This window comes from Streptomyces sp. NPDC055966, assembly GCF_042269865.1.
Classification (GTDB): domain Bacteria; phylum Actinomycetota; class Actinomycetes; order Streptomycetales; family Streptomycetaceae; genus Streptomyces.
Genome location: NZ_JBHJYK010000001.1, coordinates 314909 through 338437, shown reverse-complemented (window position 1 = coordinate 338437; position 23529 = coordinate 314909). Strand labels below are relative to the sequence as shown.

General features: G+C 71.5%; 25 protein-coding genes. 11 read left to right on the top strand and 14 right to left on the bottom strand.

Annotated features, from left to right (window positions below; genetic code table 11):
• Positions 1-160: 160 nt before the first annotated feature.
• Genes ACFC8N_RS01580 through ACFC8N_RS01570 form a run of 3 tightly spaced genes read left to right on the top strand, consistent with a single transcriptional unit; the run spans position 161 to position 3203 of the window.
• Entirely contained in the window at positions 161-1252 is a 1092-nt protein-coding gene (locus tag ACFC8N_RS01580) for an ABC transporter permease (RefSeq protein ID WP_376285372.1), read from the top strand.
• Positions 1249-1986 (top strand): ABC transporter ATP-binding protein, encoded by a 738-nt coding sequence (locus ACFC8N_RS01575; RefSeq protein ID WP_356030899.1) that lies wholly within the window; start codon positions 1249-1251, stop codon positions 1984-1986. Before ACFC8N_RS01580 ends, ACFC8N_RS01575 begins: the two co-directional genes overlap by 4 nt.
• Complete coding sequence (locus tag ACFC8N_RS01570) at positions 1983-3203, top strand: exo-alpha-sialidase (protein ID WP_376285368.1); 1221 nt, start codon at positions 1983-1985, stop codon at positions 3201-3203. Before ACFC8N_RS01575 ends, ACFC8N_RS01570 begins: the two co-directional genes overlap by 4 nt.
• Here the strand turns inward: ACFC8N_RS01570 and ACFC8N_RS01565 are convergent.
• Together ACFC8N_RS01565 and ACFC8N_RS01560 are read right to left on the bottom strand one after the other, a co-directional pair.
• Entirely contained in the window at positions 3181-4122 is a 942-nt protein-coding gene (locus ACFC8N_RS01565) for a metallophosphoesterase family protein (protein ID WP_376285365.1), read from the bottom strand. The two genes, ACFC8N_RS01570 and ACFC8N_RS01565, sit on opposite strands and share 23 nt — an antisense overlap.
• Positions 4119-4568, bottom strand: coding sequence for a cupredoxin family copper-binding protein (locus tag ACFC8N_RS01560; protein WP_356030903.1), 450 nt, complete (start codon positions 4566-4568; stop codon positions 4119-4121). Before ACFC8N_RS01560 ends, ACFC8N_RS01565 begins: the two co-directional genes overlap by 4 nt.
• A 122-nt stretch (positions 4569-4690) precedes the next feature.
• On the opposite strand from ACFC8N_RS01560, the gene ACFC8N_RS01555 reads away from it, so the two are divergent.
• From ACFC8N_RS01555 to ACFC8N_RS01545, 3 genes are all read left to right on the top strand, one after another.
• Complete coding sequence (locus tag ACFC8N_RS01555) at positions 4691-5293, top strand: sigma-70 family RNA polymerase sigma factor (RefSeq protein WP_376285362.1); 603 nt, start codon at positions 4691-4693, stop codon at positions 5291-5293.
• 25 nt (positions 5294-5318) lie between these two features.
• A complete protein-coding gene (locus ACFC8N_RS01550) occupies positions 5319-6080 on the top strand; it encodes an anti-sigma factor family protein (protein WP_376285359.1) in 762 nt (253 codons plus the stop codon).
• A gap of 131 nt (positions 6081-6211) precedes the next feature.
• Positions 6212-6625 (top strand): ATP-binding protein, encoded by a 414-nt coding sequence (locus ACFC8N_RS01545; RefSeq protein WP_376285356.1) that lies wholly within the window; start codon positions 6212-6214, stop codon positions 6623-6625.
• A gap of 17 nt (positions 6626-6642) precedes the next feature.
• On the opposite strand, the gene ACFC8N_RS01540 is transcribed toward ACFC8N_RS01545, so the two are convergent.
• The 5 genes from ACFC8N_RS01540 to ACFC8N_RS01520 are packed head-to-tail and all read right to left on the bottom strand — an operon-like array spanning position 6643 to position 13145.
• The gene (locus ACFC8N_RS01540) at positions 6643-7569 is read right to left on the bottom strand and encodes a dihydrodipicolinate synthase family protein (RefSeq protein WP_356030909.1); all 927 of its coding nucleotides are present in this window, start codon (positions 7567-7569) and stop codon (positions 6643-6645) included.
• Positions 7570-8586: an oligopeptide/dipeptide ABC transporter ATP-binding protein gene (locus tag ACFC8N_RS01535; RefSeq protein WP_376285353.1), complete on the bottom strand. Its 1017-nt coding sequence runs from the start codon at positions 8584-8586 to the stop codon at positions 7570-7572. It abuts the gene before it with no gap.
• Positions 8583-10550, bottom strand: coding sequence for a dipeptide/oligopeptide/nickel ABC transporter permease/ATP-binding protein (locus ACFC8N_RS01530; protein ID WP_376285350.1), 1968 nt, complete (start codon positions 10548-10550; stop codon positions 8583-8585). Before ACFC8N_RS01530 ends, ACFC8N_RS01535 begins: the two co-directional genes overlap by 4 nt.
• Entirely contained in the window at positions 10550-11506 is a 957-nt protein-coding gene (locus ACFC8N_RS01525; protein WP_376285347.1) for an ABC transporter permease, read from the bottom strand. Before ACFC8N_RS01525 ends, ACFC8N_RS01530 begins: the two co-directional genes overlap by 1 nt.
• 4 nt (positions 11507-11510) lie before the next feature.
• Entirely contained in the window at positions 11511-13145 is a 1635-nt protein-coding gene (locus ACFC8N_RS01520; protein ID WP_376285344.1) for an ABC transporter substrate-binding protein, read from the bottom strand.
• Positions 13146-13335: 190 nt separating this feature from the next.
• Between ACFC8N_RS01520 and recO the strand changes: the two genes are divergently transcribed.
• Positions 13336-14085 (top strand): DNA repair protein RecO, encoded by a 750-nt coding sequence (recO, locus tag ACFC8N_RS01515; protein WP_071370650.1) that lies wholly within the window; start codon positions 13336-13338, stop codon positions 14083-14085.
• A gap of 24 nt (positions 14086-14109) precedes the next feature.
• Complete coding sequence (locus ACFC8N_RS01510) at positions 14110-14961, top strand: isoprenyl transferase (protein ID WP_356030918.1); 852 nt, start codon at positions 14110-14112, stop codon at positions 14959-14961.
• Positions 14962-15081: 120 nt separating this feature from the next.
• On the opposite strand, the gene ACFC8N_RS01505 is transcribed toward ACFC8N_RS01510, so the two are convergent.
• From ACFC8N_RS01505 to ACFC8N_RS01490, 4 genes are all read right to left on the bottom strand, one after another.
• The gene (locus ACFC8N_RS01505) at positions 15082-15498 is read right to left on the bottom strand and encodes a Fur family transcriptional regulator (RefSeq protein WP_071381702.1); all 417 of its coding nucleotides are present in this window, start codon (positions 15496-15498) and stop codon (positions 15082-15084) included.
• Positions 15499-15559: 61 nt separating this feature from the next.
• The gene (locus ACFC8N_RS01500) at positions 15560-16474 is read right to left on the bottom strand and encodes a metal ABC transporter permease (RefSeq protein WP_356030920.1); all 915 of its coding nucleotides are present in this window, start codon (positions 16472-16474) and stop codon (positions 15560-15562) included.
• Positions 16474-17226, bottom strand: a complete 753-nt coding sequence (locus ACFC8N_RS01495) for a metal ABC transporter ATP-binding protein (protein ID WP_356030921.1) — start codon at positions 17224-17226, stop codon at positions 16474-16476. Before ACFC8N_RS01495 ends, ACFC8N_RS01500 begins: the two co-directional genes overlap by 1 nt.
• 20 nt (positions 17227-17246) lie before the next feature.
• Positions 17247-18206 carry a metal ABC transporter substrate-binding protein gene (locus tag ACFC8N_RS01490; protein ID WP_362821510.1) on the bottom strand — a complete coding sequence of 320 codons (960 nt, stop codon included), beginning with the start codon at positions 18204-18206 and terminating at the stop codon, positions 17247-17249.
• Between the two features lie 163 nt (positions 18207-18369).
• Here ACFC8N_RS01490 and ACFC8N_RS01485 point away from each other — a divergent pair, with 163 nt between their 5' ends.
• Positions 18370-19752 (top strand): glycine--tRNA ligase, encoded by a 1383-nt coding sequence (locus tag ACFC8N_RS01485; protein ID WP_356030924.1) that lies wholly within the window; start codon positions 18370-18372, stop codon positions 19750-19752.
• 69 nt (positions 19753-19821) lie between these two features.
• Here ACFC8N_RS01485 and ACFC8N_RS01480 read toward each other — a convergent pair whose 3' ends face one another.
• The gene (locus ACFC8N_RS01480) at positions 19822-20865 is read right to left on the bottom strand and encodes a chitinase (RefSeq protein WP_376285338.1); all 1044 of its coding nucleotides are present in this window, start codon (positions 20863-20865) and stop codon (positions 19822-19824) included.
• 160 nt (positions 20866-21025) lie between these two features.
• On the opposite strand from ACFC8N_RS01480, the gene ACFC8N_RS01475 reads away from it, so the two are divergent.
• Positions 21026-22036 carry an aldo/keto reductase gene (locus ACFC8N_RS01475; RefSeq protein WP_356030927.1) on the top strand — a complete coding sequence of 337 codons (1011 nt, stop codon included), beginning with the start codon at positions 21026-21028 and terminating at the stop codon, positions 22034-22036.
• A gap of 40 nt (positions 22037-22076) precedes the next feature.
• Positions 22077-22673: a TetR family transcriptional regulator gene (locus tag ACFC8N_RS01470; protein ID WP_376285334.1), complete on the top strand. Its 597-nt coding sequence runs from the start codon at positions 22077-22079 to the stop codon at positions 22671-22673.
• Here the strand turns inward: ACFC8N_RS01470 and ACFC8N_RS01465 are convergent.
• Positions 22654-23106, bottom strand: coding sequence for a hypothetical protein (locus ACFC8N_RS01465; protein ID WP_376285331.1), 453 nt, complete (start codon positions 23104-23106; stop codon positions 22654-22656). The two genes, ACFC8N_RS01470 and ACFC8N_RS01465, sit on opposite strands and share 20 nt — an antisense overlap.
• Before the next feature lie 194 nt (positions 23107-23300).
• A complete protein-coding gene (locus ACFC8N_RS01460; RefSeq protein ID WP_362821513.1) occupies positions 23301-23519 on the bottom strand; it encodes a hypothetical protein in 219 nt (72 codons plus the stop codon).
• Between the last annotated feature and the right edge of the window lie 10 nt (positions 23520-23529).

Here is a 23529-nt window from a genome sequence, read left to right as displayed (position 1 = left end):
GGTACGGAGACGAGCCACGGCCCGGCCTCTGTCGAAAGTTGCAATCCGGGCACCGCCGTTCGATCCGCGAAGTGACCTCCGTCGCCAGATGCCTGCGGCGGGCGCGGGCGGCGACGGTGGAGGCACACTCCGTCCACCTCCGCAGAGAGCAGTCGCAGCCGTGTTCGTCGCCTGGAGAGACCTGAGGTTCGCCAAGGGCCGGTTCGCCCTGATGGGGACCGTCATCACCCTGATCACCCTGCTGGTCGGGCTGCTGTCCGCACTGACCGCCGGTCTGGGCCGGCAGAACATCTCCGCGATCACCGGCCTGCCCGCCGACCGGATCGCCTTCGCCGCCCCCGGACCGGGGCGGAGCCTGTCGTACGGCGACTCCACCGTCACCGCCCGGCAATGGCAACGGTGGGCCGAGGTGCCCGGCGTCTTTCGCGCCGAACCGCTCGGGATCACCACCACCAAGGCCACCGCGGGCGACCGGAGCACCCCCGTCTCCGCCTTCGGTGTCCGCCCCGGCTCCCGCCTGGCCCCCGACGGCGCCGCGATCCACGACCGTACGGCGGTGCTGTCCACCACCGCCGCCGCCGGCCTCGGCGGCCTCGCACCCGGCGACACCTTCACCCTGGCCGGCCGGAAGCTGACGGTGGCGGCCGTGGCGGGCGACGCCTCCTTCAGCCACACCCCCGTGATCTGGACCGGCCTCAGCACCTGGGGGAGCGTGGCGCCTCCCGGCGCCGCCGGTGCCGGAGCGACGGCGACGGTGATCGCCCTGGACACGACCGGCGGCGCCGATGTCGCGGCCGCCGACCGGGTCATCGGCACCAGGACCGTCACCAAGGACGGCTCGCTCTCCGCGATCGGCTCCTACGCCTCCGAGAACGGCTCCCTCCAGCTGATGCGCGGCTTCCTGTTCGCCATCTCCGCGCTCGTCGTCGGCGCCTTCTTCACCGTCTGGACCATCCAGCGCGGCGGCGACATCGCCGTCCTGAAGGCGCTCGGCGCCTCCACCGCGCACCTGCTGAGGGACGCCCTCGGCCAGGCCGCCGCCCTGCTCGTCGGCGGCACGCTCCTCGGCACCGGCATCGCCGCCGCGCTCGGCGCCCTCGTCGTACCGGACACGGTGCCCTTCCTCCTCACCCCCGCCACCGTCCTCGCCCCCGCCGCCGTCATGATCCTGCTCGGCGCGCTCGGGGCCGCCCTGTCCGTCCGCCGCATCACCTCGGTGGACCCGCTGACCGCCCTGGGGAGCGCCCGATGAGCCTCGACCTGTCCGACGTCACCCTCACCTACCCCGACGGCGACGACCGCCTGACCGCCCTCGACCACGTCACCCTGCACGTGCCCAGGGGCACCCTGACCGCCGTGGCCGGGCCCTCCGGCTCCGGCAAGTCCAGCCTCCTCGCCGTCGCCGCCACCCTCGTCACGCCCGACGCCGGCACGGTCAGCGTCGACGGTGCCACCACGGCCGGTCTGAGCCGCGCGGAACTGACCGAGCTGCGCCGCCGCACCATCGGCATCGTCTTCCAGCAGCCCCATCTGCTGCCCTCGCTCACCGCGGTCGAACAGCTCCAGCTCATGGCCTCGATCGACGGGCGCTCACCGGCCAGGGCGCGCGGCCGGGCCCTGGAGCTGCTGGCCGCGGTGGGCCTCGCCGACCGGGCCGGCCGGCGCCCCCACCAGCTCTCCGGCGGCCAGCGTCAGCGGGTCGGCATCGCCCGCGCGCTGATGAACGAGCCGACCCTGCTCCTGGTCGACGAACCCACCAGCGCCCTCGACCACGAACGCGGCGCCGCCGTCGTCGACCTGATCACCCGGCTGACCCACGAGCGGGGCACCGCCACCGTCCTGGTCACCCACGACCGCACGCACCTGCGCGCCGCCGACCGCGTCGTCGAGGTCCGCGACGGCCGCCTCGGCGTGCCGCCTTCCGGCAGCGGCACGAGCGTGGGCTACCCGCCGGAGGGAGGGGTTGCGACGACGATGAGCGGATGACCCCGCTCCGCCGCACCCCGCTCACCGCCCTCGTCCTCCTCACCGCCCTCGGCCTCTTCCTCCCGCTCGCCGCCGCCCTGCCCGCCGGGGCCGCACCCGCGCCCCCCGCGCACGGCTGCGCCTCCTCCGTCCCCTACGTCTCGGGCCTGGGCGGCTACCACACGTACCGGATCCCGGCGGTCGTCCGGACCCGGCAGGGCACGGTGCTGGCCTTCGCCGAGGGGCGGCGGTACGACGCGGGGGACACCGGTGCCATCGACGTCGTCCTGCGCCGCTCCACCGACGGCGGCTGCACCTGGGGTCCGCTGACCGTCGTGACGCCCGGGGACGGGGACACCCGGGGCAACCCGGCGCCGGTCGTGGACCCGCGCACCGGCGCCGTCGTGCTCGTGACCTGCGGGAACAGCGGGGCGGCGACGGAGGGTGAGATCATGAGCGGCGAAGGGGAGCGCCGGGTGTACGTCCAGCGCAGCCGGGACGACGGCCGCCGCTTCTCACCCCCGGCCGACATCACCGCTCAGGTGAAGCGATCCGACTGGCGCTGGTACGCCACCGGCCCCGGCCACGCCGTCGCCCTCACCCGGGGCCCGCACCGAGGCCGTCTCCTCGTCCCCGCGAACCATTCCGTCGCCCCGCCCGCCGGCTCCTCCGGTTCCGCCGGCTCCGGCCGCGACGGCGGCCACGCGCTCTACAGCGACGACAGCGGCCGCACCTGGCACCTGGGCTTCGTGACGGACAGCACCCGCGGTGTGACCAACGTCAACGAGACGACGGCGGCCCAACTCCCGGACGGCAGGCTCTACTTCAACGCCCGTGACCAGTACGGCAGCGCCCCCGGCAACCGCCTCGACAGCTACTCCGGGGACGGCGGCCGCTCCCTCGACCGCCCGTACGCCCGTCAGCCGAGCCTGTCCGACGTCCCCGTGGTCCAGGGCAGCGTCCTCCAACTCCGGGGACCGGGCGCCCCGTTGCTGTTCTCCGCCCCCTCCGTGCCGACCGCTCGCCGGGCGCTCGCCCTGTGGACCAGCACGGACGCCGGCCGCACCTTCACCAAGCGGCTCACCCTCTCCGACCGCCCGGCCGCCTACTCCGACCTGGTCCAGCTGGGCCCCGCCACGGTGGGTGTCCTGTACGAGACGGGCACCGCCGGGAGCTACGAGAGCCTGGAGTTCCGCAGGCTGGACGTGCCCTCGCTCATGCCAGCCGCTGGTCCTTGACCGCCAGTTCCCGGTCGCCCTGCCGGTACCCCACGGTGCGGATGCCGAGCGCGGCCCTGAGCTGCCGGGCGGGTACGACCTGCGGGGTGGGGGCGGGGGCCCGGCCCGGCTTCGGCAGCGGGTAGGCGGTGGTGGTGGCGGAGTGGAAGGTGATGTTGCCCTCCGTCTTGGTGAACAGCTGGTGGACGTGTCCGTTGAGACAGGTCACCGAGGAGAACCGGCGCAGGAGCGCGATCACCTTCAACGCGTCGTCCGTGCTCCAGCCCCACCGGGGGTACATGGCGAACAGCGGGATGTGGCTGAAGACCACGATCGGGGTGTCCGGCGACTGCCCCGCCAGGTCCCGCCGCACGAAGTCGATCTGCTCGGTCCCGAGGTGGCCCAGCTTCTCCAGGCTCAGGGTGTTGACCAGGGCGACGAAGTGCACTCCGTGGGTGTCGAAGCTGTACCAGCCGTCGCCGAGCGTGCCCCTGCCGAAGACCTGCCGGTAGGCGCGGCCCGCGTCGCCGATGGAGTCGTGCTCGCCCGGCACGGTGAAGACGCGGTCCGTCCGCAGCCGGGTCATCATCTGCCTGACCTGGTCGAACTGGCCCGTCGTGGACAGGTGGGTCAGATCGCCGCTGTGCATGACGAAGTCGGGCCGGAAGCCGAGTGCGTTGACCTGGTCGATGGCTTCGGTGAACGAGCCGGCCACGTCCAGGTTCGCCGGCCCGTGGAAGCCGATGTGGCTGTCGGAGACCTGCACGAACCGCAGGGCGCCGGTGGTCGGCGCGGCGGCCTCCGCGACGGTGTCCCGGGGGCCGGCGATGTGGCTGACCACCTCTCCGCCGGCCACGGTCAGCACGACGGCCCCGCCGAACCACCCCGCGTGCCGTATGAGTTGACGTCGTGTCATGTCGTGCTCGCGGTACCCGGTCATCGGGTCACCTCCACCGTGGCCGTCATGAAGGGATGGATGGTGCAGAGGTAGGCGTAGGTGCCCGGCTCGGTGAACCGGTGGCTGTAGCCGGCGTGGGTGGCCAGGGCGGGCGAGTGCAGCGGTCCGCCCGCGGTGGCGCTGGTGACGGTGTGGGCGTCGGTGTCCTGGTTGGTCCAGGTCACCGTCGTGCCCGCTTTGATCTTCAGGGTGGCCGGGGTGAACGCGAAGCTCCTGATCGTCACGGTGCTCGCCGCGGGGTCCGGTGCGGAGGCGCCGGGCATCCCGGCCATCTGGTGCTGACCGGGACCGGCCGTGATGGCGCCGACCGAGGTGGCGTGCGGGGACTGGCCGCACGCGCTGAGAAACCCCAGTCCGGCCGCCGTCACGGTGGCGAGCCCGGCCGTGACGAGTGAGCGCCGGACGGAGTGACCGAAGTTCGGGTGCATGGTGTTCGCTCCTCACCTCTCAGGAAGGGGATGTGTCTGCCCTTTCCTGACTTCACGGGCGGTGCTGCCGACCGGTTCGGTCGATACGCGACAAAAGTGAGCAAATGCGTAATGATCTGCTTATGCCATGGAGCGCCCGCAGACGTGGCGGGACAGCCGATACGGATCGCTCCGCGCGCCGTGTCCCTGGTGAAGGGACCGTGCCGGCCACGGATGAGGAGCTGATCCGCACTCTGTACGCCGAGCACGCGGGGCCCCTGTTCCACTACGCGCTGCGCCTGACGTCAGGAGACCGGCAGTGGGCCGAGGATGTCGTACAGGAGACGCTGCTGCGGGCGTGGCGGCATCCCGCCGCGTTCGAACCCCGCCGCGGTTCCGCCCGGGCCTGGCTGTTCACGGTCGCCCGGCACCTGGTCATCGACGCCCACCGGGCCCGGCAGGCCCGGCCCGCGGAGACCGGCGGCGACGCCCTGGACCGGGTCGCCGAGCGGACGGCGGGCGAGGACCGGATCGAGCAGGCGCTGCAGAGCTGGGCGGTGGCCGACGCAGTCCGGACGCTGTCTGCGGACCACCGCGCCGTACTGGTCGAGACGTACTACCGGGGCCGGACCATGGCGGAGGCGGCGGACGTGCTGGGCATCCCGCTGGGCACCGTCAAGTCGCGGACGTACTACGCCCTGCACGCCCTCCGGCTCGCGTTGCAGGAGCGAGGCATCGAGCCATGACCGAGGCACGGAGGAGGCGCCGGCCGTGAACGCGGACCACGAGGCTCTGCGGATGGCGCTCGGCGGGTATGTCCTGGGCGCGCTGTCCCCGGCCGAGACGGAACAGGTGCGCGCCCATCTGGCGACGTGCGACGCGTGCCGGGCGGAGTACGAGCAGCTGGCCGGACTGCCGGCGCTGCTCGCGACGGTCACGGCTGCCGAGGCGGCGGGCGGTGCGGTGCCCGCGGGCGACGAGGAGCCGGCCGACCGCCTGGTGCGGGCGGCCGGGAGCGCGCCGCCCGCGGCGCCCCGGGCTCCCGGGGCCGGGCTGCTCGACGGGCTGCTCCGGCGGGCCGCGGCCAGGCGCCGCAGGACCGTGCGGTGGCAGCTGGCCGGCGCGGCCGCCTCCCTGATGCTGGTCGCGGCGGCGGCGGTCGGCGGCACCTGGCTGGTGACCGGCGCGTCCGTGACGAGCGAGGGCAGGCCGCCCGGGGCCGCCACGTCGACTCCGTCGCGCACCTTCTCCGGAAGCGATGCCACGACCGGCGTCACCGCCTCGGTGGAGGTCTTCCCGTCGGCCTGGGGCAGTGTCCTGCGGGTCTCGGCGCATGGTGCGCCGGCCGGCATCGTCTGCCGGTTGCAGGCGGTCGGGTCCGGCGGGGCCAGGGCGGACGCCGCCACCTGGCGGGCCGGCGCGTACCCGGCCGGGACGAGGATCCCGGGAGCGGTCCCCATGTCTCCGGGAGCCATCGAGCACTTCGAGATCGTCGCCGGCAACGGCCAGAAGCTGGTCACGATCCGGGCGTGATCCGGGCGGAGAAATCCGGGCGTAAAAAGGTGCAAATCGCTCGAACCGTACGCCCGTCGCCGTGCGTATTACCGGATGAGCGCTCACCTACAGCTTTCGCACCCACACAGAAGAGCCGGAAGACCATGTATGTGACCGATCCCGGGCGCACCAGCCCAGGGCCCTGCTCCCAGCGGGCGACGCTGACCCTGCCCGCACGGGAGGCACACGTCTCCGCCGCGCGTCACTTCACGGCGGATCTGCTGGAGTGCTGGAGCGTGCCCGAGAGCGAGCGCGACTCCGCCGTCCTCATCGTCGACGAACTCACCGCCAACGCCGCCCGGTACGGCCGCGAGTGCATGACGCTGGTGCTCGTCCTCGACCAGGGCGCCCTGTCCATCGTGGTCAGCGACTCGGGCACCGCGGTGGAGCACGGTCCGCACGACGTCGCCCCGGACGAACACGGCCGCGGCACCGGCATCGTCACCTGCCTCGCGCAGTCGACCGAGATCCACCAGACACGCGGCGGCCGGGAGGTCCGCGCCTGCCTCCGCTGCCCGGCCTGACCGCCCCGGCACACCCCCTAGAGCAAGCCCGCCGCCGCCAGGAACTTGCCGACCTTCTCCGTCTCCTCGCCGGACAGCGGCACCTGCGGCTCGGCCGTCACCGGGCAGTCGATGATCCCGCGCAGCTGCAGGGCCGCCTTGAACGCGCCCAGCGCCGAGGAGCTCCCGCCCATCCGACCCGGGTCACCGACCCCGACCAGCCCGAACAGCGCGCACAGCCGCTCCTGTTCGGCCCGCGCCCCCGCCCAGTCGCCCGCCCGGCACAGCCGGTACAGCCGGACGTACCCGTGCGGGTCGACGTTGCCGAGCCCCGGCACGCAGCCGTCGGCGCCGAGCGCCAGCGCGGAGTCCACGATCAGCTCGGAGCCGGTCAGCACGCTGAACCCGGCGTGCGCGCGGGCGCCCGTGACGACCTCCCGGAAGGCGCCCAGGTCCCCGCTGGAGTCCTTGAGCCCCGCCAGCACCCCGTCGGCGGCCAGCCCCAGCACCAGATCGGCGGGCAGCTTGGTGTGCACGGCCATCGGGATGTCGTACGCGATGACGGGCACCTCGCTCACCGCCGCGAGCCGCCGGTAGTGGCGGACGATCTCCGCGGGGTGGGTGCGGGTGTAGAAGGGCGCGGTGACGACCACCGCCTGTGCCCCGGCCGCCGTCACCGCCGTGACATGGTCCAGGACGCGGGGCGTGGTCATGTCGATGGCCCCGGCGATGACGGGCAGTTGGCCGCCCACGTGCGCGACGACCGCCGACACGACCTGCCGTCGCTGCCGGTCCGTCAGAAAGGCCGCCTCGGAGGTCGAGCCGAGCAGGAACAGCCCGTGCACCCCGCCCCCCACCAGATGGTCCACCAGCCGGAGCAGCGAGGGCACGTCCACCTCGCCCTCCGGTGTCAGGGGAGTGCAGACGGGCGGGACGACACCGGTGAGCGGGACGGGGAACGTCATTCAGGGCTCCTGTGGCAGGCTCTGTCGGGCCAGGTCGAGGGTCGGCCGGTCCTCCTCCACAGGATGGTGGCAGCGGTAGCGGTGTCCGGGCCGTGACGCGGCCGAGAAGTCCGGCATCGACTCCGCGCACACCGCGTCCGCCTTCCAGCACCGGGTGCGGAACGGGCAGCCGCTCGGCGGCCGGGTCGCCGACGGCACCGGCCCGGTCAGCGGGATCGGGTCGACGGGATCCAGCAGTCCGGGCGTGGCCGAGAACAGCGCGCGGGTGTACGGGTGCCGGGCCGCGTCCGTCACCCGGTCGGCCGGGGTCTCCTCCACGATCCGGCCCAGGTACATGGTGATCACCCGGTCGCTCATCCGCCGTACCGTCTGGATGTCGTGCGAGACGAACACCAGCGCCAGCCCGAGCCGGTCCTTCAGGTCCAGCAGGAGGTTGAGGATCTGCGCGCGCACCGACACGTCGAGCGCGCTGGTCGGCTCGTCGGCGACGACCAGCGCCGGGTCCAGGGCGAGCGCGCGGGCGATGGCGACGCGCTGGCGCTGCCCGCCGGAGAGCTGCCCGGGCAGGGCGTCGGCGAGCGCCCGGGGCAGGCCCACCAGGCCCATCAACTCCCTCACGCGCACGTCCCGTTCGGCCCGGCTGCCGCGCTCGTGGACGTCCAGCGGGTCGCGCAGGATCCGGCGCACGGGCAGCCGCCGGTTCAGCGCGGTCGCCGGGTCCTGGAAGATCATGCCGACGCCCGCGCCGACCGTGGCCCGCCGCTCCCCGGCCGACATCGCCCACAGGTCCCGCCCCCGGAACGCCACCGCCCCCGGGACCGGCCGCTGGACACCGACCAGCACCTTCGCCAGCGTCGACTTCCCGCACCCCGACTCGCCGACGACCCCGACCGTCTCACCGGCCGCCACGGACAGATCGGCGCCGGTCAGGGCGTACACCCGGTCGCGGGCGAACAGACCGCCGCCGCGCGCCTTGTGGACGACATGGGCGTCCCGTACGTCGATGATCGCGGTCACTGGAGCGCCTCCTCCACGGGTTCCACGGGCACGGCAGGGTGGTGACAGGCCGCCGTGTGCGTGGCCGTGCCGGCGAGGACCGGAGCGCGCTCGTGGCACACCTCGCTCGCGCGCGGGCAGCGGTCGGCGAAGCGGCAGCCCGCCGGGAAGTCGGCGGGGGAGGGCACGACTCCCCTGATCTGCGTCATCCGTTGCTCGGCCGACTCCAGCGACAGCACGCTGCCGAGCAGCCCGCGCGTGTAGTGGTGGGCCGGCGCCGCCACCAGGTCGGCGGTCACCCCGCTCTCCACGATCTGCCCGCCGTACATCACCACCACCCGGTCGGTGACGTCGGCGATCAGCGCGAGGTCGTGCGAGACCAGGAGCAGCGCGAAGCCCAGCTCCTCGCGCAGCCGCAGCAGCAGCTCCATCACCTGGGCCTGCACGGTGACGTCGAGGGCGGTCGTCGGCTCGTCGGCGACGATCAGCCCGGGTTCGCGGGACAGGGCCATGGCGATCAGCACGCGCTGGCGCTGCCCGCCGGACAGCTCGTGCGGATAGCTGCGCAGGGTGCGCTCCGGGTCCAGCCCGACCAGCTCCAGCAGCTCGCCCGGGCTGCGACGGCCCCCGCGCCGCACCAGCTGCCGCAGCTGGGCGCGGATGGTCATGGCGGGGTTCAGCGAGGACAGGGCGTCCTGGTAGACCATCGCCATCTCGTGCCCGAGCAGCCGGCGCCGTACCCGCATCGGCTCGGCCGGCAGGTTCCGCTGCTGGAACCGCACCTGCCCGCGCACCCGGGCCTGTCTCGGCTGGAGGCCCATGATCGTGAGCGCGGTCAGCGACTTCCCGCAGCCCGACTCGCCGACCAGGCCCAGCACTTCGCCCGGGTACACCTCGAAGCCGACGCCGGCGACGATGTCCACGCCCCGGTGCCGGTCCGGGAAGCCGATGGCGAGGTTCTCCACGGCGAGCACCGGCTGACCGCCGCGGCCGGGCCGGGGCCGGGCGCGCGCACGCAGCCGCCGCGCGGCCTGGGACAGCCCCGGCAGGGGGAGCACGTCGCCCGGTACCGCCTTCTCCAACTGGTCCTCGGGGGCCGCGACTTCACGGGCGGCGGGCGCGGCCCACGCGTCCGACACCCCCTCGGAGAGGATGTTCAGCGACAGCACGGTGAGCAGGATCAGCAGCCCGGGGAAGACGGTCGCCCACCAGCCGCCGGTCAGCACCATGTTCTTGCCGTCGGCGATGACACTGCCCCAGGACGGATCCGGCGGCCGCACCCCCGCCCCGATGAACGACAGCGACGCCTCGAACACGATCGCCTCGGCGACCTGGACCGTGCAGAAGACGAGCACGGGCGCGGCACAGTTGACGGCCACGTGCCGCAGCACGATGTGCGGGGTGCGGGCCCCGATGACCCGCTCGGCGGTGACGTAGTCCTCCCCGTACTGGTCGAGCACGTTGGCGCGTACGACCCGGGCGACGGGCGGCGTGAAGAGAAACGCGATGGCGCAGATCAGGACCCCGATCCCGCCGCCGAACACCGCGACGAGGACGGCGGCGAGCGCGATGCCGGGAAACGCCATGACGACGTCCAGGCAGCGCATCAGCGTCTCGTCGACCCCCTTGCGGGAGGTGGCCGCGACCGCCCCGACGACGGCGCCGACGACCAGCGCGAGCCCCGTCGCCCCCAGCCCGATGGCCAGCGACCAGCGGGCGCCGTACATCAGCCGGCTCAGGATGTCCCGGCCGAGGCTGTCCTGTCCGAGCCAGTGCGCGGCCGACGGATGCCCGCTGCCGCCGGCCGGGGCCTGCTGGTCGAGCGGATCGTCGGGGGCGAGGAGCGGGGCGCACACGGCGACCAGGATCACGACCGCCAGGAAGCAGACGGCGAGCTTCGACGGCAGCGGCAGCCGGCGCCAGCCGCGCAGCCGGACGCCGCCGGGCCGGGTGAGCCGTTCGACGAGACCGGTGCGGGTGTTCATCAGGCCGCCCTCAGACGTGGGTTGACCAGCAGATACAGGATGTCGATGACGAGGTTCACGACGACGAACCCGGTGGCCGTGGTGAGCACGACCCCCTGCACCACGGCCGGGTCGCCGTTCTGCACGGCGTCGATCATCAGCTTGCCCATGCCGGGCAGCGAGAAGATCGTCTCGATGACGACGGCACCGCCGAGCAGATAGCCGACCCGCAGCCCGAGCACGGTGAGCGGATTGACGAGGGCGTTGCGCAGTACGTTCCGCCCCACCACCACGAGGGGCGGCAGCCCGCTCCCGATCGCCGTCCGGACGTAGTCCCTGTCCAGCTCCTCCACGACGGACGTCCGCACGATCCGGATGAGCTGGGCGGCGACCGGCAGCGACAGCGCGAAGGCGGGCAGCGCCATCGTCCTGAGCCAACCGGTGAGCGAATCGGCCGGGTTGATGTATCCGCCGGTCGGGAACCAGCCCCGGTCCACCGCCAGGTACTGGATCATCAGCAGCGCCAGCCAGAACCCGGGCGCGGCGACCCCGACGAGCGAGACGACCCGGATGACCTGGTCCGGCACCCGGTCCCGGTACACGGCGGCCGTGACCCCGCCCGCCAGCGCCAGCACCACGGCGACGCCGAGGCCGAGGAAGGTCAGCTGGAGGGTGAGCGGCAGCGCGGTGGTGACCTGGTCGACGACGGGCGCGCGGGTCAGGGCGCTGGTGCCGAGGTCGCCGTGCAGCAGGCCGCCGACGAAGCGGACGTAGCGCACGGGCAGCGGGTCCAGCAGTCCGTTGCGCTCCCGGAAGTCGTGCAGCTGCCGCGGGGTCGGGTTCGCGCCCTGGAAGAACGCGGACGCCGGGTCGACGTCGGAGAACCGCATCACCAGGAACACGAACAGCACGATCCCGAGCAGCAGCGGCACCAGCAGGGCGACACGGCGCAGCAGGATCCGTACGACGGCCGTCATGCCGTCAGACCCACTTGGCCTGGAGCACGTTGATCCCGGGGTACGGCTGGGCCCTTATCCCGGTGAGCCTGCGCGGATCCCAGGCCGTCATCAGCTCGTTGTGGACGACGGGGTACAGCACCGCCTGCTCGGCGACGACGTCGATGCAGTCCTGGACGAGCGCCTTCTTCCTCGCGGGGTCGGGCTCTGCGGTCGCCCGGTCCATGTCGGCGAAGAGCCGCTGGGCGACGGGATCGCCGGCCCACCGCGTGTACCCCATCCACAGGTTCTGCGGCCCGTAGTTGTAGTGCATGATCAGGTCCGCGTCGAGCCCGAACTGATTGGGATTGGAGGCCGCCGCCACCACCTGGTAGTCCTGCTTCTGGTCCATCTTGGTGAACACGGCCGTGGTCTCCTGCGGCGCCAGCGTCGTCTCGACACCGATCGCGTCCCAGGAGGACTTGATGGTCGGCAGGCAGTCCACGATCCAACTGACGTTCACCGCGAGGATGTTGACCTTCAGCCCGTTGACCCCGGCGGCCTTCAGCAGCGCCTTCGCCTTCTCGGGGTCGTGGTCGTAGACGGTCTTCGCCCGCCGGTACGACGGATTCCCCTCGTTGAGGAAGGAAGAGGCGGGCTTCCCGTGCCCCCGGAGGGCGACCTGCACCATCTTCTGCCGGTCGATCGCGTAGTGGAGCGCCTGCCGCACGCGCACGTCGTCGAAGGGCTTGTGCGCGGTGTTGAACATCAGGAAGAGGTTGTTCATCCCGGCCCCGCCCGAGACCGTCAGCCCGCCCTGCTCCAGCCGCGCGATGTTGGCGTACGGGATGTTGTCCGCGATCTGCGCGCCGGCGTCGGACCCGGAGATCTTCGCGACGCGCGGCGCCGCGTCGACGATCGTCAGCCAGTTCATCCGCCGGAAGGCGGCCGGGCGCGGCCCGTTGTACGCGGCGAACGCCTCGAACGTCGTGTTCGACTTCGGATGATGCGCACTCTGCCGGTACGGCCCCGAGCCGACCGCCAGCCCCGTGATCGCCCTGTCCCAGCCGCCGGGCCGGGAGAACACGTGCTTCGGCATGATCTTGGCCAGGGTGAGCCGCGAAAGCCCGTCCGGGAAGGGGAACTTGAGGACGAGCTCGACGGTGCGGTCGTCCACCTTCCGGACTTCCTTCAGCCAGCTCTCGAAGAACCCCTTGGCGAGGGTCGGGGTCCTCGGGTCGAGGATCCGGTCGAAGACGAACACGACGTCGTCGGCGGTGACGGGCGTGCCGTCGTGGAAGGTGGCCCCTTTCCGCAGGCCGAACTTCCAGGTGGTGGCGCCGGGATCGCCGGGCACCTCGGTGCCGAGGGCGGGATACGGCACCCGGCTGATCGGATCGGTGTCCAGCAGGCCCTCGTAGATGTGGTTGTTGGCGGCCATCGAGAAGGCCGACGCGGTCTGGGTCGGATCCCAGCTGCCGTCGTTGCCGTACCCGATCACGGCGGTCAGCGTCCGGTCCTTCCCGCTGCCGCCGCCCCCGGTGTCGTTCGTGGACTGCGGCCCGCCCGAGCAGGCGGCCAGCGTGGACGGCAGGGCGGTGGCCAGCCCGAGCGCGCCGGCGCCTTTCAGGAAGGACCGGCGGCGCGGGGCCGGCGGGTCGCGGGTCACGTCGTCACGCACGGGGCCTCCAGCGAGGTCGGGGAGGTGAGAGAGGAGGTACGACGTCCTACGTCCGGTTCGGTCAGCGTGACCATAAAAGGGGCTTTGGGGGCGGTCAAGGGGGCGCACAGGGAATGGCCCCCTCCATGCATATCGGCTGTTTTCACCCGGACGGACAGCGCAGTGGTCCCCGTACGTGAGAATGGACGGCATGAGCCTGTTCCGCGACGACGGCATCGTGCTGCGCACCCAGAAGCTGGGTGAGGCGGACCGGATCATCACGTTGCTCACGCGCGGTCACGGGCGGGTACGCGCCGTGGCGCGCGGGGTGCGGCGGACGAAGTCGAAGTTCGGGGCCCGGCTGGAGCCCTTCTCCCACGTCGACGTGCAGTTCTTCGCGCGCGGGAGCGAGCTGGTCGGGCGCGGGCTGCCGCTGTGCACGCAGAGCGAGACCATCGCGGCGTACGGCGGCGGGATCGTGACCGACTACGCCCGCTACACCGCCGGGACGGCCATGCTGGAGACCGCCGAGCGGTTCACCGATCACGAGGGGGAGCCGGCGGTGCAGCAGTATCTGCTGCTCGTGGGCGCCCTGCGGACGCTTGCGCGCGGGGAGCACGCCCCGCACCTCGTCCTCGACGCCTTCCTGCTGCGCTCCCTCGCCGTCAACGGATACGCCCCCAGCTTCGGCGACTGCGCGAAGTGCGGGATGCCCGGACCCAACCGGTTCTTCTCCGTGGCCTCCGGCGGCTCCGTCTGCGTCGACTGCCGGGTGCCCGGCAGCGTCGTACCCTCACCGCAGGCCCTGGTTCTCCTGGGGGCCCTGCTTACGGGAGACTGGGAGACGGCGGACACGTGCGAGGCGCGGTACGTCCGCGAGGGCAGTGGGCTGGTGTCGGCCTACCTGCACTGGCATCTGGAGCGCGGGCTGCGCTCGCTGCGGTACGTGGAAAAAAGCTAGCGGTAGTAGGGAGACGAGAAGCACATGGTCGTACGCGGGATCCTGGGGCGTCAGCGCCGCGAGTACCAGGCGCCGGAGCCGCACCCGTCGGGTGCCCGCGCGCCGAAGCTCCCCGGCGAGCTGGTGCCGAACCACGTGGCCATCGTCATGGACGGCAACGGGCGCTGGGCGAAGGAGCGCGGGCTGCCCCGGACGGAAGGGCACAAGGTCGGCGCCGAGCGGGTCCTCGACGTGCTGCAGGGCTCCATCGAGGTCGGGGTGCGCAACATCTCCCTGTACGCCTTCTCGACGGAGAACTGGAAGCGCTCGCCCGACGAGGTCCGCTTCCTGATGAACTTCAACCGCGACTTCATCCGCAAGACCCGCGACCAGCTCGACGCGCTCGGGATCCGGGTGCGCTGGGTGGGCCGGATGCCCAGGCTGTGGAAGTCGGTCGCCAAGGAGCTCCAGGTCGCCCAGGAGCAGACCAAGGACAACGACCTGTTGACGCTGTACTTCTGCATGAACTACGGCGGCCGTGCCGAACTCGCCGACGCCGCCAAGGCGTTGGCCGAGGACGTGAAGGCGGGCCGGCTCGACCCGGCCAAGGTCAGCGAGAAGACCATCCAGAAGTACCTGTACTACCCCGACATGCCGGACGTCGACCTCTTCCTGCGGCCCAGCGGCGAGCAGCGCACCTCCAACTACCTGCTCTGGCAGAGCGCGTACGCCGAGATGGTCTTCCAGGACGTGCTGTGGCCGGACTTCGACCGGCGCGACCTGTGGCGGGCTTGCATGGAGTTCGCCTCCCGCGACCGGCGCTTCGGCGGGGCCGTGCCGAACGAGGAACTGCTGGCCATGGAAGCCGCCATCAAGGGGAACCAGGCCACTTCGTAGCCACGGACGGCGAGGACGGCGATCTCGTCCTCGCCCTGTGGGCCAAGGCCCGCGCAGCGTGCTGCGCCGCCTCTTCACGAAGCCGTTCGTCGACTCGGGCGGTGCTTCGGCCGCGGCCGGCTAGGACGCGCCGCCCGCGCAGTCCGCGCACGTACCGAAGATCTCCACCGTGTGGGCCACGTTGACGTAGCCGTGCTCCGCCGCGATCGCCTCGGCCCACTTCTCGACGGCCGGGCCCTCGACCTCCACGGCCTTGCCGCAGGCACGGCACACCAGGTGGTGGTGGTGCTCGCCGGTCGAGCAGCGGCGGTAGACGGACTCGCCGTCGGAGGTGCGCAGGACGTCGACCTCGCCGGCGTCGGCGAGGGACTGCAGGGTGCGGTACACCGTGGTCAGCCCGACCGAGTCGCCCTTGTGCTTGAGCATGTCGTGCAGTTCCTGCGCGCTGCGGAACTCGTCCACCTCGTTCAGCGCCGCCGACACGGCTGCCCGCTGTCGGGTCGCGCGGCCCTTCACGGGCGGTCCAGCGGTCGTCACCGGTTGCCTCCTCACGTCTCGCCTGTGCCCGGGCCATTGTGCCAGCCCGGGCTGCCGGCGGTCAGACGCCGATCTCGTCCCCGGCCCCTCTCGTGGCCGGAATCGTGGTCGGGATCGTGCACTCCGCCGGGTCCCCGGCGGGCCCGGCCTGGGCCGCCGCGCGGGCGCGTCGCCGGGCCAGCGGGGTGGCCAGCGCGGTCAGCGCGACGAACGCGGCGATGGTCAGCAGAACGATCGTCGCACCGGGCGGGACGTCCTGGTAGTAGGAGGTGATCGTGCCGCTGACGGTCACGGCGATGCCGATCGCGACGGCGATCACGAACGTGGCGGTGAAGCTGCGGGTGAGCTGCTGGGCCGCCGCCACCGGCACGACCATCAGCGCGGACACCAGCAGCAGCCCGACCACGCGCATCGCGACCGTGACCGTGACCGCCGCCGTCACCGCCGTCAGGAGGTTGAGCGCGCGCACCGGCAGGCCGGTGACCCGGGCGAACTCCTCGTCCTGGCTGACCGCGAACAGCTGGCGGCGCAGCCCGAGGGTGACCAGCACCACGAACGCGGCGAGCAGGCAGATCGAGACGACGTCCGACTGCGACACCGTGGACAGCGAGCCGAACAGGTACGACGTCAGGTTCGCGTTGGAGCCGCCCGGCGCGAGGTTGATGAACATCACGCCGCCGGCCATGCCGCCGTAGAAGAGCATGGCGAGGGCGATGTCGCCGCGCGTCTTTCCGTACCAGCGGATCAGCTCCATCAGGACCGCGCCGAGGACCGAGACCGCCGTCGCCATCCACACGGGGGACGTCGACAACAGGAAGCCCAGTCCCACCCCCGTCATCGCCACATGGCCGATGCCGTCGCCCATCAGGGCCTGGCGGCGCTGGACCAGGTAGATGCCGACGGCGGGGGCGGTGATGCCGACCAGGACGGCGGCGAGCAGTGCCCGCTGCATGAAGGCGTAGTTCAGGAAGTCCATCAGCTCAGCAGTCCCGTGTGGATCGACTCGTGGGGGTGGACGTGGTCGTGGCCGGGGAGCGCGTGCTGGCCCAGGGCCTGCGGGGGCGGGCCGTCGTGCAGGACGCAGCCGTCGCGCAGGACGACCGCGCGGTCGATCAGCGGCTCCAGCGGGCCGAGTTCGTGCAGCACGAGGAGGACCGTGGCGCCCGCCGCCACCTGCTCCTTCAGGGTGCGGGCGAGGATCTCCTGGCTGGCCAGGTCGACGCCCGCCATCGGCTCATCCATGATCAGCAGCTCGGGTTCGGCGACGAGCGCGCGGGCGATCAGCACGCGCTGGTGCTGGCCGCCGGAGAGGGCGTTCACCGAGTCCTTGGCGCGGTCGGCCATCCCGACCGCCGCCAGGGCCCGGTGCACGGCCTCCCGGTCGGCCCGGCGGAAGACGCCGAAGCGGGTGCGGGAGAGCCGCCCGGAGGAGACGATCTCGGTCACCGTCGCGGGGACCCCGCCGGCGGCCGTCGTGCGCTGGGGTACGTAGCCCACGCGCGACCAGGCGCGGAACGAGCGGCGCGGGGTGCCGAACAGCTCGATCGTGCCGCCGCTCGCCGGGACCTGGCCGATGACCGTGCGGATCGCGGTGGACTTGCCGGAGCCGTTCGCGCCGAGCAGCGCGACGACCTCGCCGCGGCCGACGGTGAGGTCGATGCCGCGCAGCACGGGACGGGCGCCGAGTTCGGCGGTCACCCCGCGCAGGGCTATGACGGGCTCTCCCATGATCCTGCCCTCCCTGCCGGTCACTTGGCGCCCAGCGCCTGCTGGAGGGCCTTGAGGTTGGCCTCCTGGACGGCGAAGTAGTCCTTGCCGCGGGACTTGGCGGTGATGCCCTCGATGGGGTCCAGGACGTCGGTCCTCAGGCCGGCGTCGCCCGCGATGGTCCGGGCGGTCTTGTCGCTCACGAGCGTCTCGTAGAAGACGGTGGAGACGCCGTCGGCCCTGGCCATCTTCTCCAGGTCCCGGACCCGGGCGGCGCTGGGCTCGGACTCGGGGTCGAGGCCGTTGATGGCCTCCTCGGTCAGGCCGTAGCGCTCGGCGAGGTAGCCGAAGGCGGCGTGCGTGGTGATGAAGACCTTGGTCTTCGTGCGGGCCAGGCCGTCCTTGAACTGCTTGTCCAGGTCGGTCAGTTTCCCGACCAGCGCGGCGGTGTTCTTCTCGTAGTCGGCCGCGTGCTTCGGGTCGGCCTTCTCGAAGGCCTTGCCGACCCCCTGGGCGACCTGGGCGTAGCGCACCGGGTCGAGCCAGATGTGGGGGTCCTCGGCGCCGGACTCCTCGCCGGGGTGGGTGTCGTGGGAGGCCGCGTGGCCGCCGACCTCGTTGCCGTGCTTCTCCAGCGTGGTCAGGGCGGCCGCGTCGATCTTCGTCTTCACCGGGGACTGGGCCACCGCGTCGTCGACGGAGGGCTGGAGGTTCTTCAGGTACACGACCGCGTCGGAGTCCTGGAGCATCGCGATCTGCTTGGGGCTGATCTCCAGGTCGTGGGGTTCCTGGCCGGGGGAGGTGAGACTGGTGACGTGCACATGGGCGCCACCGATCTGCTCGGCCAGGAAGGCCATGGGATAGAAGGACGCGACGACGCCGAGCTTGCCGGTGTTCGCCGCCTCGGCCTTGTCGCTGGAGCAGGCGGACAGCGTGCCGATACCGAGGGCGGTGACCGCGGTGAGCGCGGCGGTGGGTATGAGGCGTCGTCGTACGTTCATGACAGTCATTTTCAACAAATATGGAAACCGTTGTCAACAAGCCTGGTGAGCGGTACCGATTTGATTGAGGGGGAGCCCCCGCCGGTACCCTGAATCATTCGCAAGCAAGCTGGATGCATCTCGCTCCATCGCCCGTCGTCGTAATCGTCATGAAGAGAGCACCGTGGCCGCCGACAAGATCGACACCATCGTCAGCCTGAGCAAGCGCCGTGGCTTCGTTTTCCCGTGCAGTGAGATCTACGGCGGTCAGCGCGCCGCCTGGGACTACGGACCGCTGGGTGTCGAGCTCAAGGAGAACATCAAGCGCCAGTGGTGGCGCTACATGGTGACGTCGCGCGAGGACGTGGTCGGCATCGACTCGTCCGTCATCCTGGCCTCCGAGGTCTGGGTCGCGTCCGGCCACGTCGCCACCTTCACGGACCCGCTGACCGAGTGCACCGCGTGTCACAAGCGGTTCCGCGCCGACCACCTGGAAGAGGCGTACGAGGAGAAGAAGGGCCACGCCCCGGCGAACGGCCTCGCTGACATCAACTGCCCGAACTGCGGCAACAAGGGCCAGTTCACCGAGCCCAAGCAGTTCTCCGGCCTGCTGTCCACCCACCTCGGCCCGACCCAGGACTCCGGCTCCGTCGCGTACCTGCGTCCCGAGACCGCCCAGGGCATCTTCACCAACTTCGCCCAGGTGCAGACCACCTCGCGCCGCAAGCCCCCGTTCGGCATCGCCCAGATGGGCAAGTCCTTCCGCAACGAGATCACGCCCGGCAACTTCATCTTCCGCACCCGCGAGTTCGAGCAGATGGAGATGGAGTTCTTCGTCAAGCCGGGCGAGGACGAGAAGTGGCAGGAGTACTGGATGGAGCAGCGCTGGAACTGGTACACGGGCCTCGGCCTGCGTACCGAGAACATGCGCTGGTACGAGCACCCGAAGGAGAAGCTCTCCCACTACTCCAAGCGCACCGCCGACATCGAGTACCGCTTCCAGTTCGGCGGCAGCGAGTGGGGCGAGCTGGAGGGTGTCGCCAACCGCACCGACTACGACCTCGGCGCCCACTCCAAGGCCTCCGGCCAGGACCTGGCCTACTACGACCAGGAGGCCCAGGAGCGCTGGACCCCGTACGTCATCGAGCCCGCGGCCGGTGTCGGCCGCACGATGCTGGCCTTCCTGCTCGACGCCTACGTCGAGGACGAGGCGCCGAACGCCAAGGGCAAGATGGAGAAGCGCACGGTGCTGCGCCTGGACCACCGCCTGGCCCCGGTGAAGGTCGCCGTCCTGCCGCTGTCCCGCAACCCCGAGCTGTCCCCGAAGGCCAAGGGCCTCGCCCAGGCGCTGCGGCAGAACTGGAACATCGAGTTCGACGACGCCGGCGCCATCGGCCGCCGCTACCGCCGCCAGGACGAGATCGGCACGCCGTACTGCGTGACGGTCGACTTCGACACCCTTGAGGACAACGCCGTCACCGTGCGTGAGCGCGACTCGATGAAGCAGGAGCGCGTGTCCCTGGACCAGATCGAGGGCTACCTGGCGCAGCGTCTCATCGGCTGCTGACGCCCACCGTCGCCGACGCCCACCCTCCAGCCGACTCGGTCGGCCGGAGGGTGGGCGTTTTTCCTTGCCTCAACGCCCTTGCAACGCCTTCACGTTGTCCCCGAACGTCCAGTTCTTCGAACCGTCCCAGTTGATCGACCAGTCCATCAGGCCCTTGAGCGCGCCGCCGTAGTGCTGCCAGGCCTGGGAGACGAGCGACGGTGACAGGTAGCCGCCGCCCGCGCCGGGCTGTGCGGGCAGGCCCGGGACCTGCTTGTCGTAGGGCACCCTGACGGTCGTGCCCTGCACCACCAGCCCCTTGTCCAGGCAGTCGGTCTGCGCCGTGAAGCCGGCGACCGTGCCGGCCTCGTAGGAGTCGCCGGAGCAGCCGTACATGCTGCCGTTGTAGTACTGCATGTTCAGCCACCACAGCCGGCCGTTGTCCGCGTACTTCTTGACGATCGGCAGGTACGCGCCCCAGATCGAGCCGTAGGTGACGCTGCCGCCGGTGACGTACGCCGTCTCCGGGGCCATCGTCAGGCCGAAGCCCGACGGCATGCGCGCCAGGATCCCGTCGATGATGCGGATCAAGTTGGCCTGGGACGTGGACAGTTGGCCGATGTTGCCGCTGCCCGTCAGGCCGGTCTCGATGTCGATGTCGATGCCGTCGAAGTTGTACTGCTTCAGGATCGGGACGATGGTCGAGACGAACGTGTCCGCCACGGCGGTCGAGTTGAGGTCGATGCCGGCCGTGGCGCCGCCGATCGAGAGCAGGATCGTCTGGCCGGAGGCCTTCGCCGCGCACATCTGTGCCGGGGTGGCGACCTTCACGCCGGTGTCCATGCCGTCCTCCCACAGCGCCGTGCCGTCGGACCGGATCACCGGGAAGGCCGCGTCGATCACGTTGTAACCGTGCGCGGGGATACGGGAGTCGGTGATCGGGGTCCAGCCGAAGGGCGGGTGGACCCCGTTGGCCGAGCCGTCCCAGTTCTCCCAGTAGCCCTGGAGGACCTTTCCGGCCGGCCGGGACTTGACCGCGCAGGTGTCGGCGGCGGAGGCGGTCGGGGCGGCGGCGATCGAGAGGGGGGCGAGGGCGGCGGCCGTGAGCGCGGCGGCGAGCAGACGTCTGAGCATGCGAGGCCTCCCGGTGGGGGTGCGGCGAGGTGTCGTAGGCATGACAGTGCTCGTGGTCCAGACCTCTCGTCAATAGGTCTGGACCATTTTCCCGAATTCGCTGACATAGTTGGACTGACAGATATTGAAATTTGTCAGTCGTCGTGTCACAGTGGGGGACATGACGATGCGAACCCGAAACCTCGGAACCACCGGCCCGACCGTCTCCGCCCTCGGCCTCGGCTGCATGGGCATGTCCGCGCTCTACGGCGACGCCGACCGCGCGGAGTCCGTCGCGACCGTCCACGCCGCCCTGGACGCGGGCGTCACACTCCTCGACACCGGCGACTTCTACGCCATGGGGCACAACGAGATGCTGATCGGCGAGGCCCTGCGCACCGCCCCGGCCGCCCTGCGCGAGAAGGCCCTGACCAGCGTGAAGTTCGGCGCCCTGCGCGACCCGGAGGGCAACTGGACCGGCTACGACGGCCGCCCGGCCGCCGTGAAGAACTTCGCCGCCTACTCCCTCCAGCGCCTCGGCGTCGACCACATCGACGTCTACCGGATCGCCCGCCTCGACCCGGACGTGCCGATCGAGGAGACCGTCGGCGCCATCGCGGAACTGATCGAGAAGGGCTACGTCCGGCACGTCGGCCTCAGCGAGGTCGGCGCCGAGACCGTCCGCCGGGCCGCCGCCACCGCTCCGATCGCCGACCTCCAGATCGAGTACTCGCTGATCAGCCGGGGCATCGAGCGGGAGATCCTGCCGACCGTCCGCGAGCTGGGCATCGCGATCACGGCGTACGGCGTGCTGTCCCGCGGCCTGATCTCCGGCCACTTCACCCGTGACCGGCAGCTCGCCCCGACCGACTTCCGTGCCCACTCGCCCCGCTTCCAGGGCGAGAACCTCCAGCACAACCTGAACCTGGTCGAGGCCCTGCGCAAGATCGCCGAGCAGAAGGGCGCGTCGGTCGCGCAGACCGCCATCGCCTGGGTCCTCTCCCGCGGGGACGACATCGTCCCGCTGGTCGGCGCCCGCACCCGCGAGCGGCTCACCGAGTCGCTCGGCGCGCTGGACGTCACCCTGGACGCGGCCGACCTGGCGGCGATCGAGGAGGCCGTGCCGGCGGACGCGGCGGCCGGCGACCGCTACCCGTCCGCGCAGATGACGACGCTCGACAGCGAGCGCTGACCCGGCGGCCGTACCAGGCCCATGACGTACGGTCTATGACATGACACCGCCCACCGGGACCCTGACCGCCGAGCGCATCCTCGAAGCCACCGAGGAGGTGCTGCGCCGGCACGGCCCGGCCAAGGCCACCGTGGTCGACGTGGCCCGCGCGCTCGGCGTCAGCCACGGCAGTGTCTACCGCCACTTCCGCACCAAGGCGGCACTGCGCGAGGCCGTCACCAAGCGCTGGCTGGACCGCACGTCGCAGCGGCTGGCCAGCATCGTCTCCATGGACGGCACCCCCGAGGAGCGGCTGCGGGCCTGGCTCGTGGCGCTGTTCGACGCCAAGCGGCACAAGGCGGGCGACGACCCCGAGCTGTTCGCGACGTACACGGTGCTGACCGACGAGAACGTCGCGGCGGTCGCCGAGCACATCGACGAACTGACCGGGCAGTTGACCCGGATCATCGCGACGGGGGCCGAGTCGGGCACCTTCCCGGTACCCGACCCGGCCCCTGCGGCCCGCGCCGTCTTCCAGGCCACCGGCCGTTTCCACGACCCCTGCTACGCCAGGGAATGGACCGGCCCCGGCATCGACGAGGAGTTCACGGCGGTGGTGGACCTGTTGGTGAGGGGACTCAGCTCACCTTCACCGTGACGGTCGGCGAGACGGCCTTGCCGGCCTTGTTCGCGCTCACGACCCGCAGGACGTGTGTGCCCTTGGGCAGTTTGGCGGTCATGGCGTAGGAGTTGTTCTTCTTGACCACCGTGGTCGGGGTCAGCTTGGTCCACTTGCCGTTCACCTCGTGCTGGAGCACCAGCGGGGAGCCGATCTTCAGGCCCGAGGTGCGTCCGGCGAGCTTCACCGATTCGCCGGTCTTCACCGTGGTCGGCTTGGCCGTCAGGGTGATCGAGGCCTTGTCCATGCTGGGGCTGGACGTGGGCTTCGGCTTGCCCGTCATGTGTGTGGTGGGTGAGGGGCTCGGCTTCTCGTTCGCGGCGAAGGCTGCGGCCGTACCGGCCGACAGCAGGGCGAGGGAGAGGGTGCCGGCGGCGAGCGCTCGGGCGCAGCGGCTCCGGGTGAAGCTCATGTGGGTCTCCTGTTTTCGAGGGAGTTCCCCCCTGTCGCGAGCGGCCCTCGCGGGGCCTGCTCGCCAGTCCAGGCTCACCCGAGTGCGGCGCAGCGGCATGTCGAACGGGCCGCGGCAGCCGTTGAAACGTCTATCGCTTTGCGTAAAGCCGCAGGTTGGACAACGTTTTCCCAATCCTCTCCGTTACCCGTTTTTTACCCTTGGTGACTGCCCGCCGGGTCGACCGTCGCCTGGTGGACCTCGGCCAGATGCTCCTCCGCCTTCAGCCACGGCAGGAACTGCGCGCTTCTGCGCCAGCCGCAGGTGTCGCATCTGATCAGCCGCTGCACGCCCGTGCGCTCCACGCGTACGACGTGCTCCCGGCCGTGCCGGTCCCAGCGGCTGACCTTGCTCGTGCTGTTGTCCTGTGCCATCCCTGCCTCC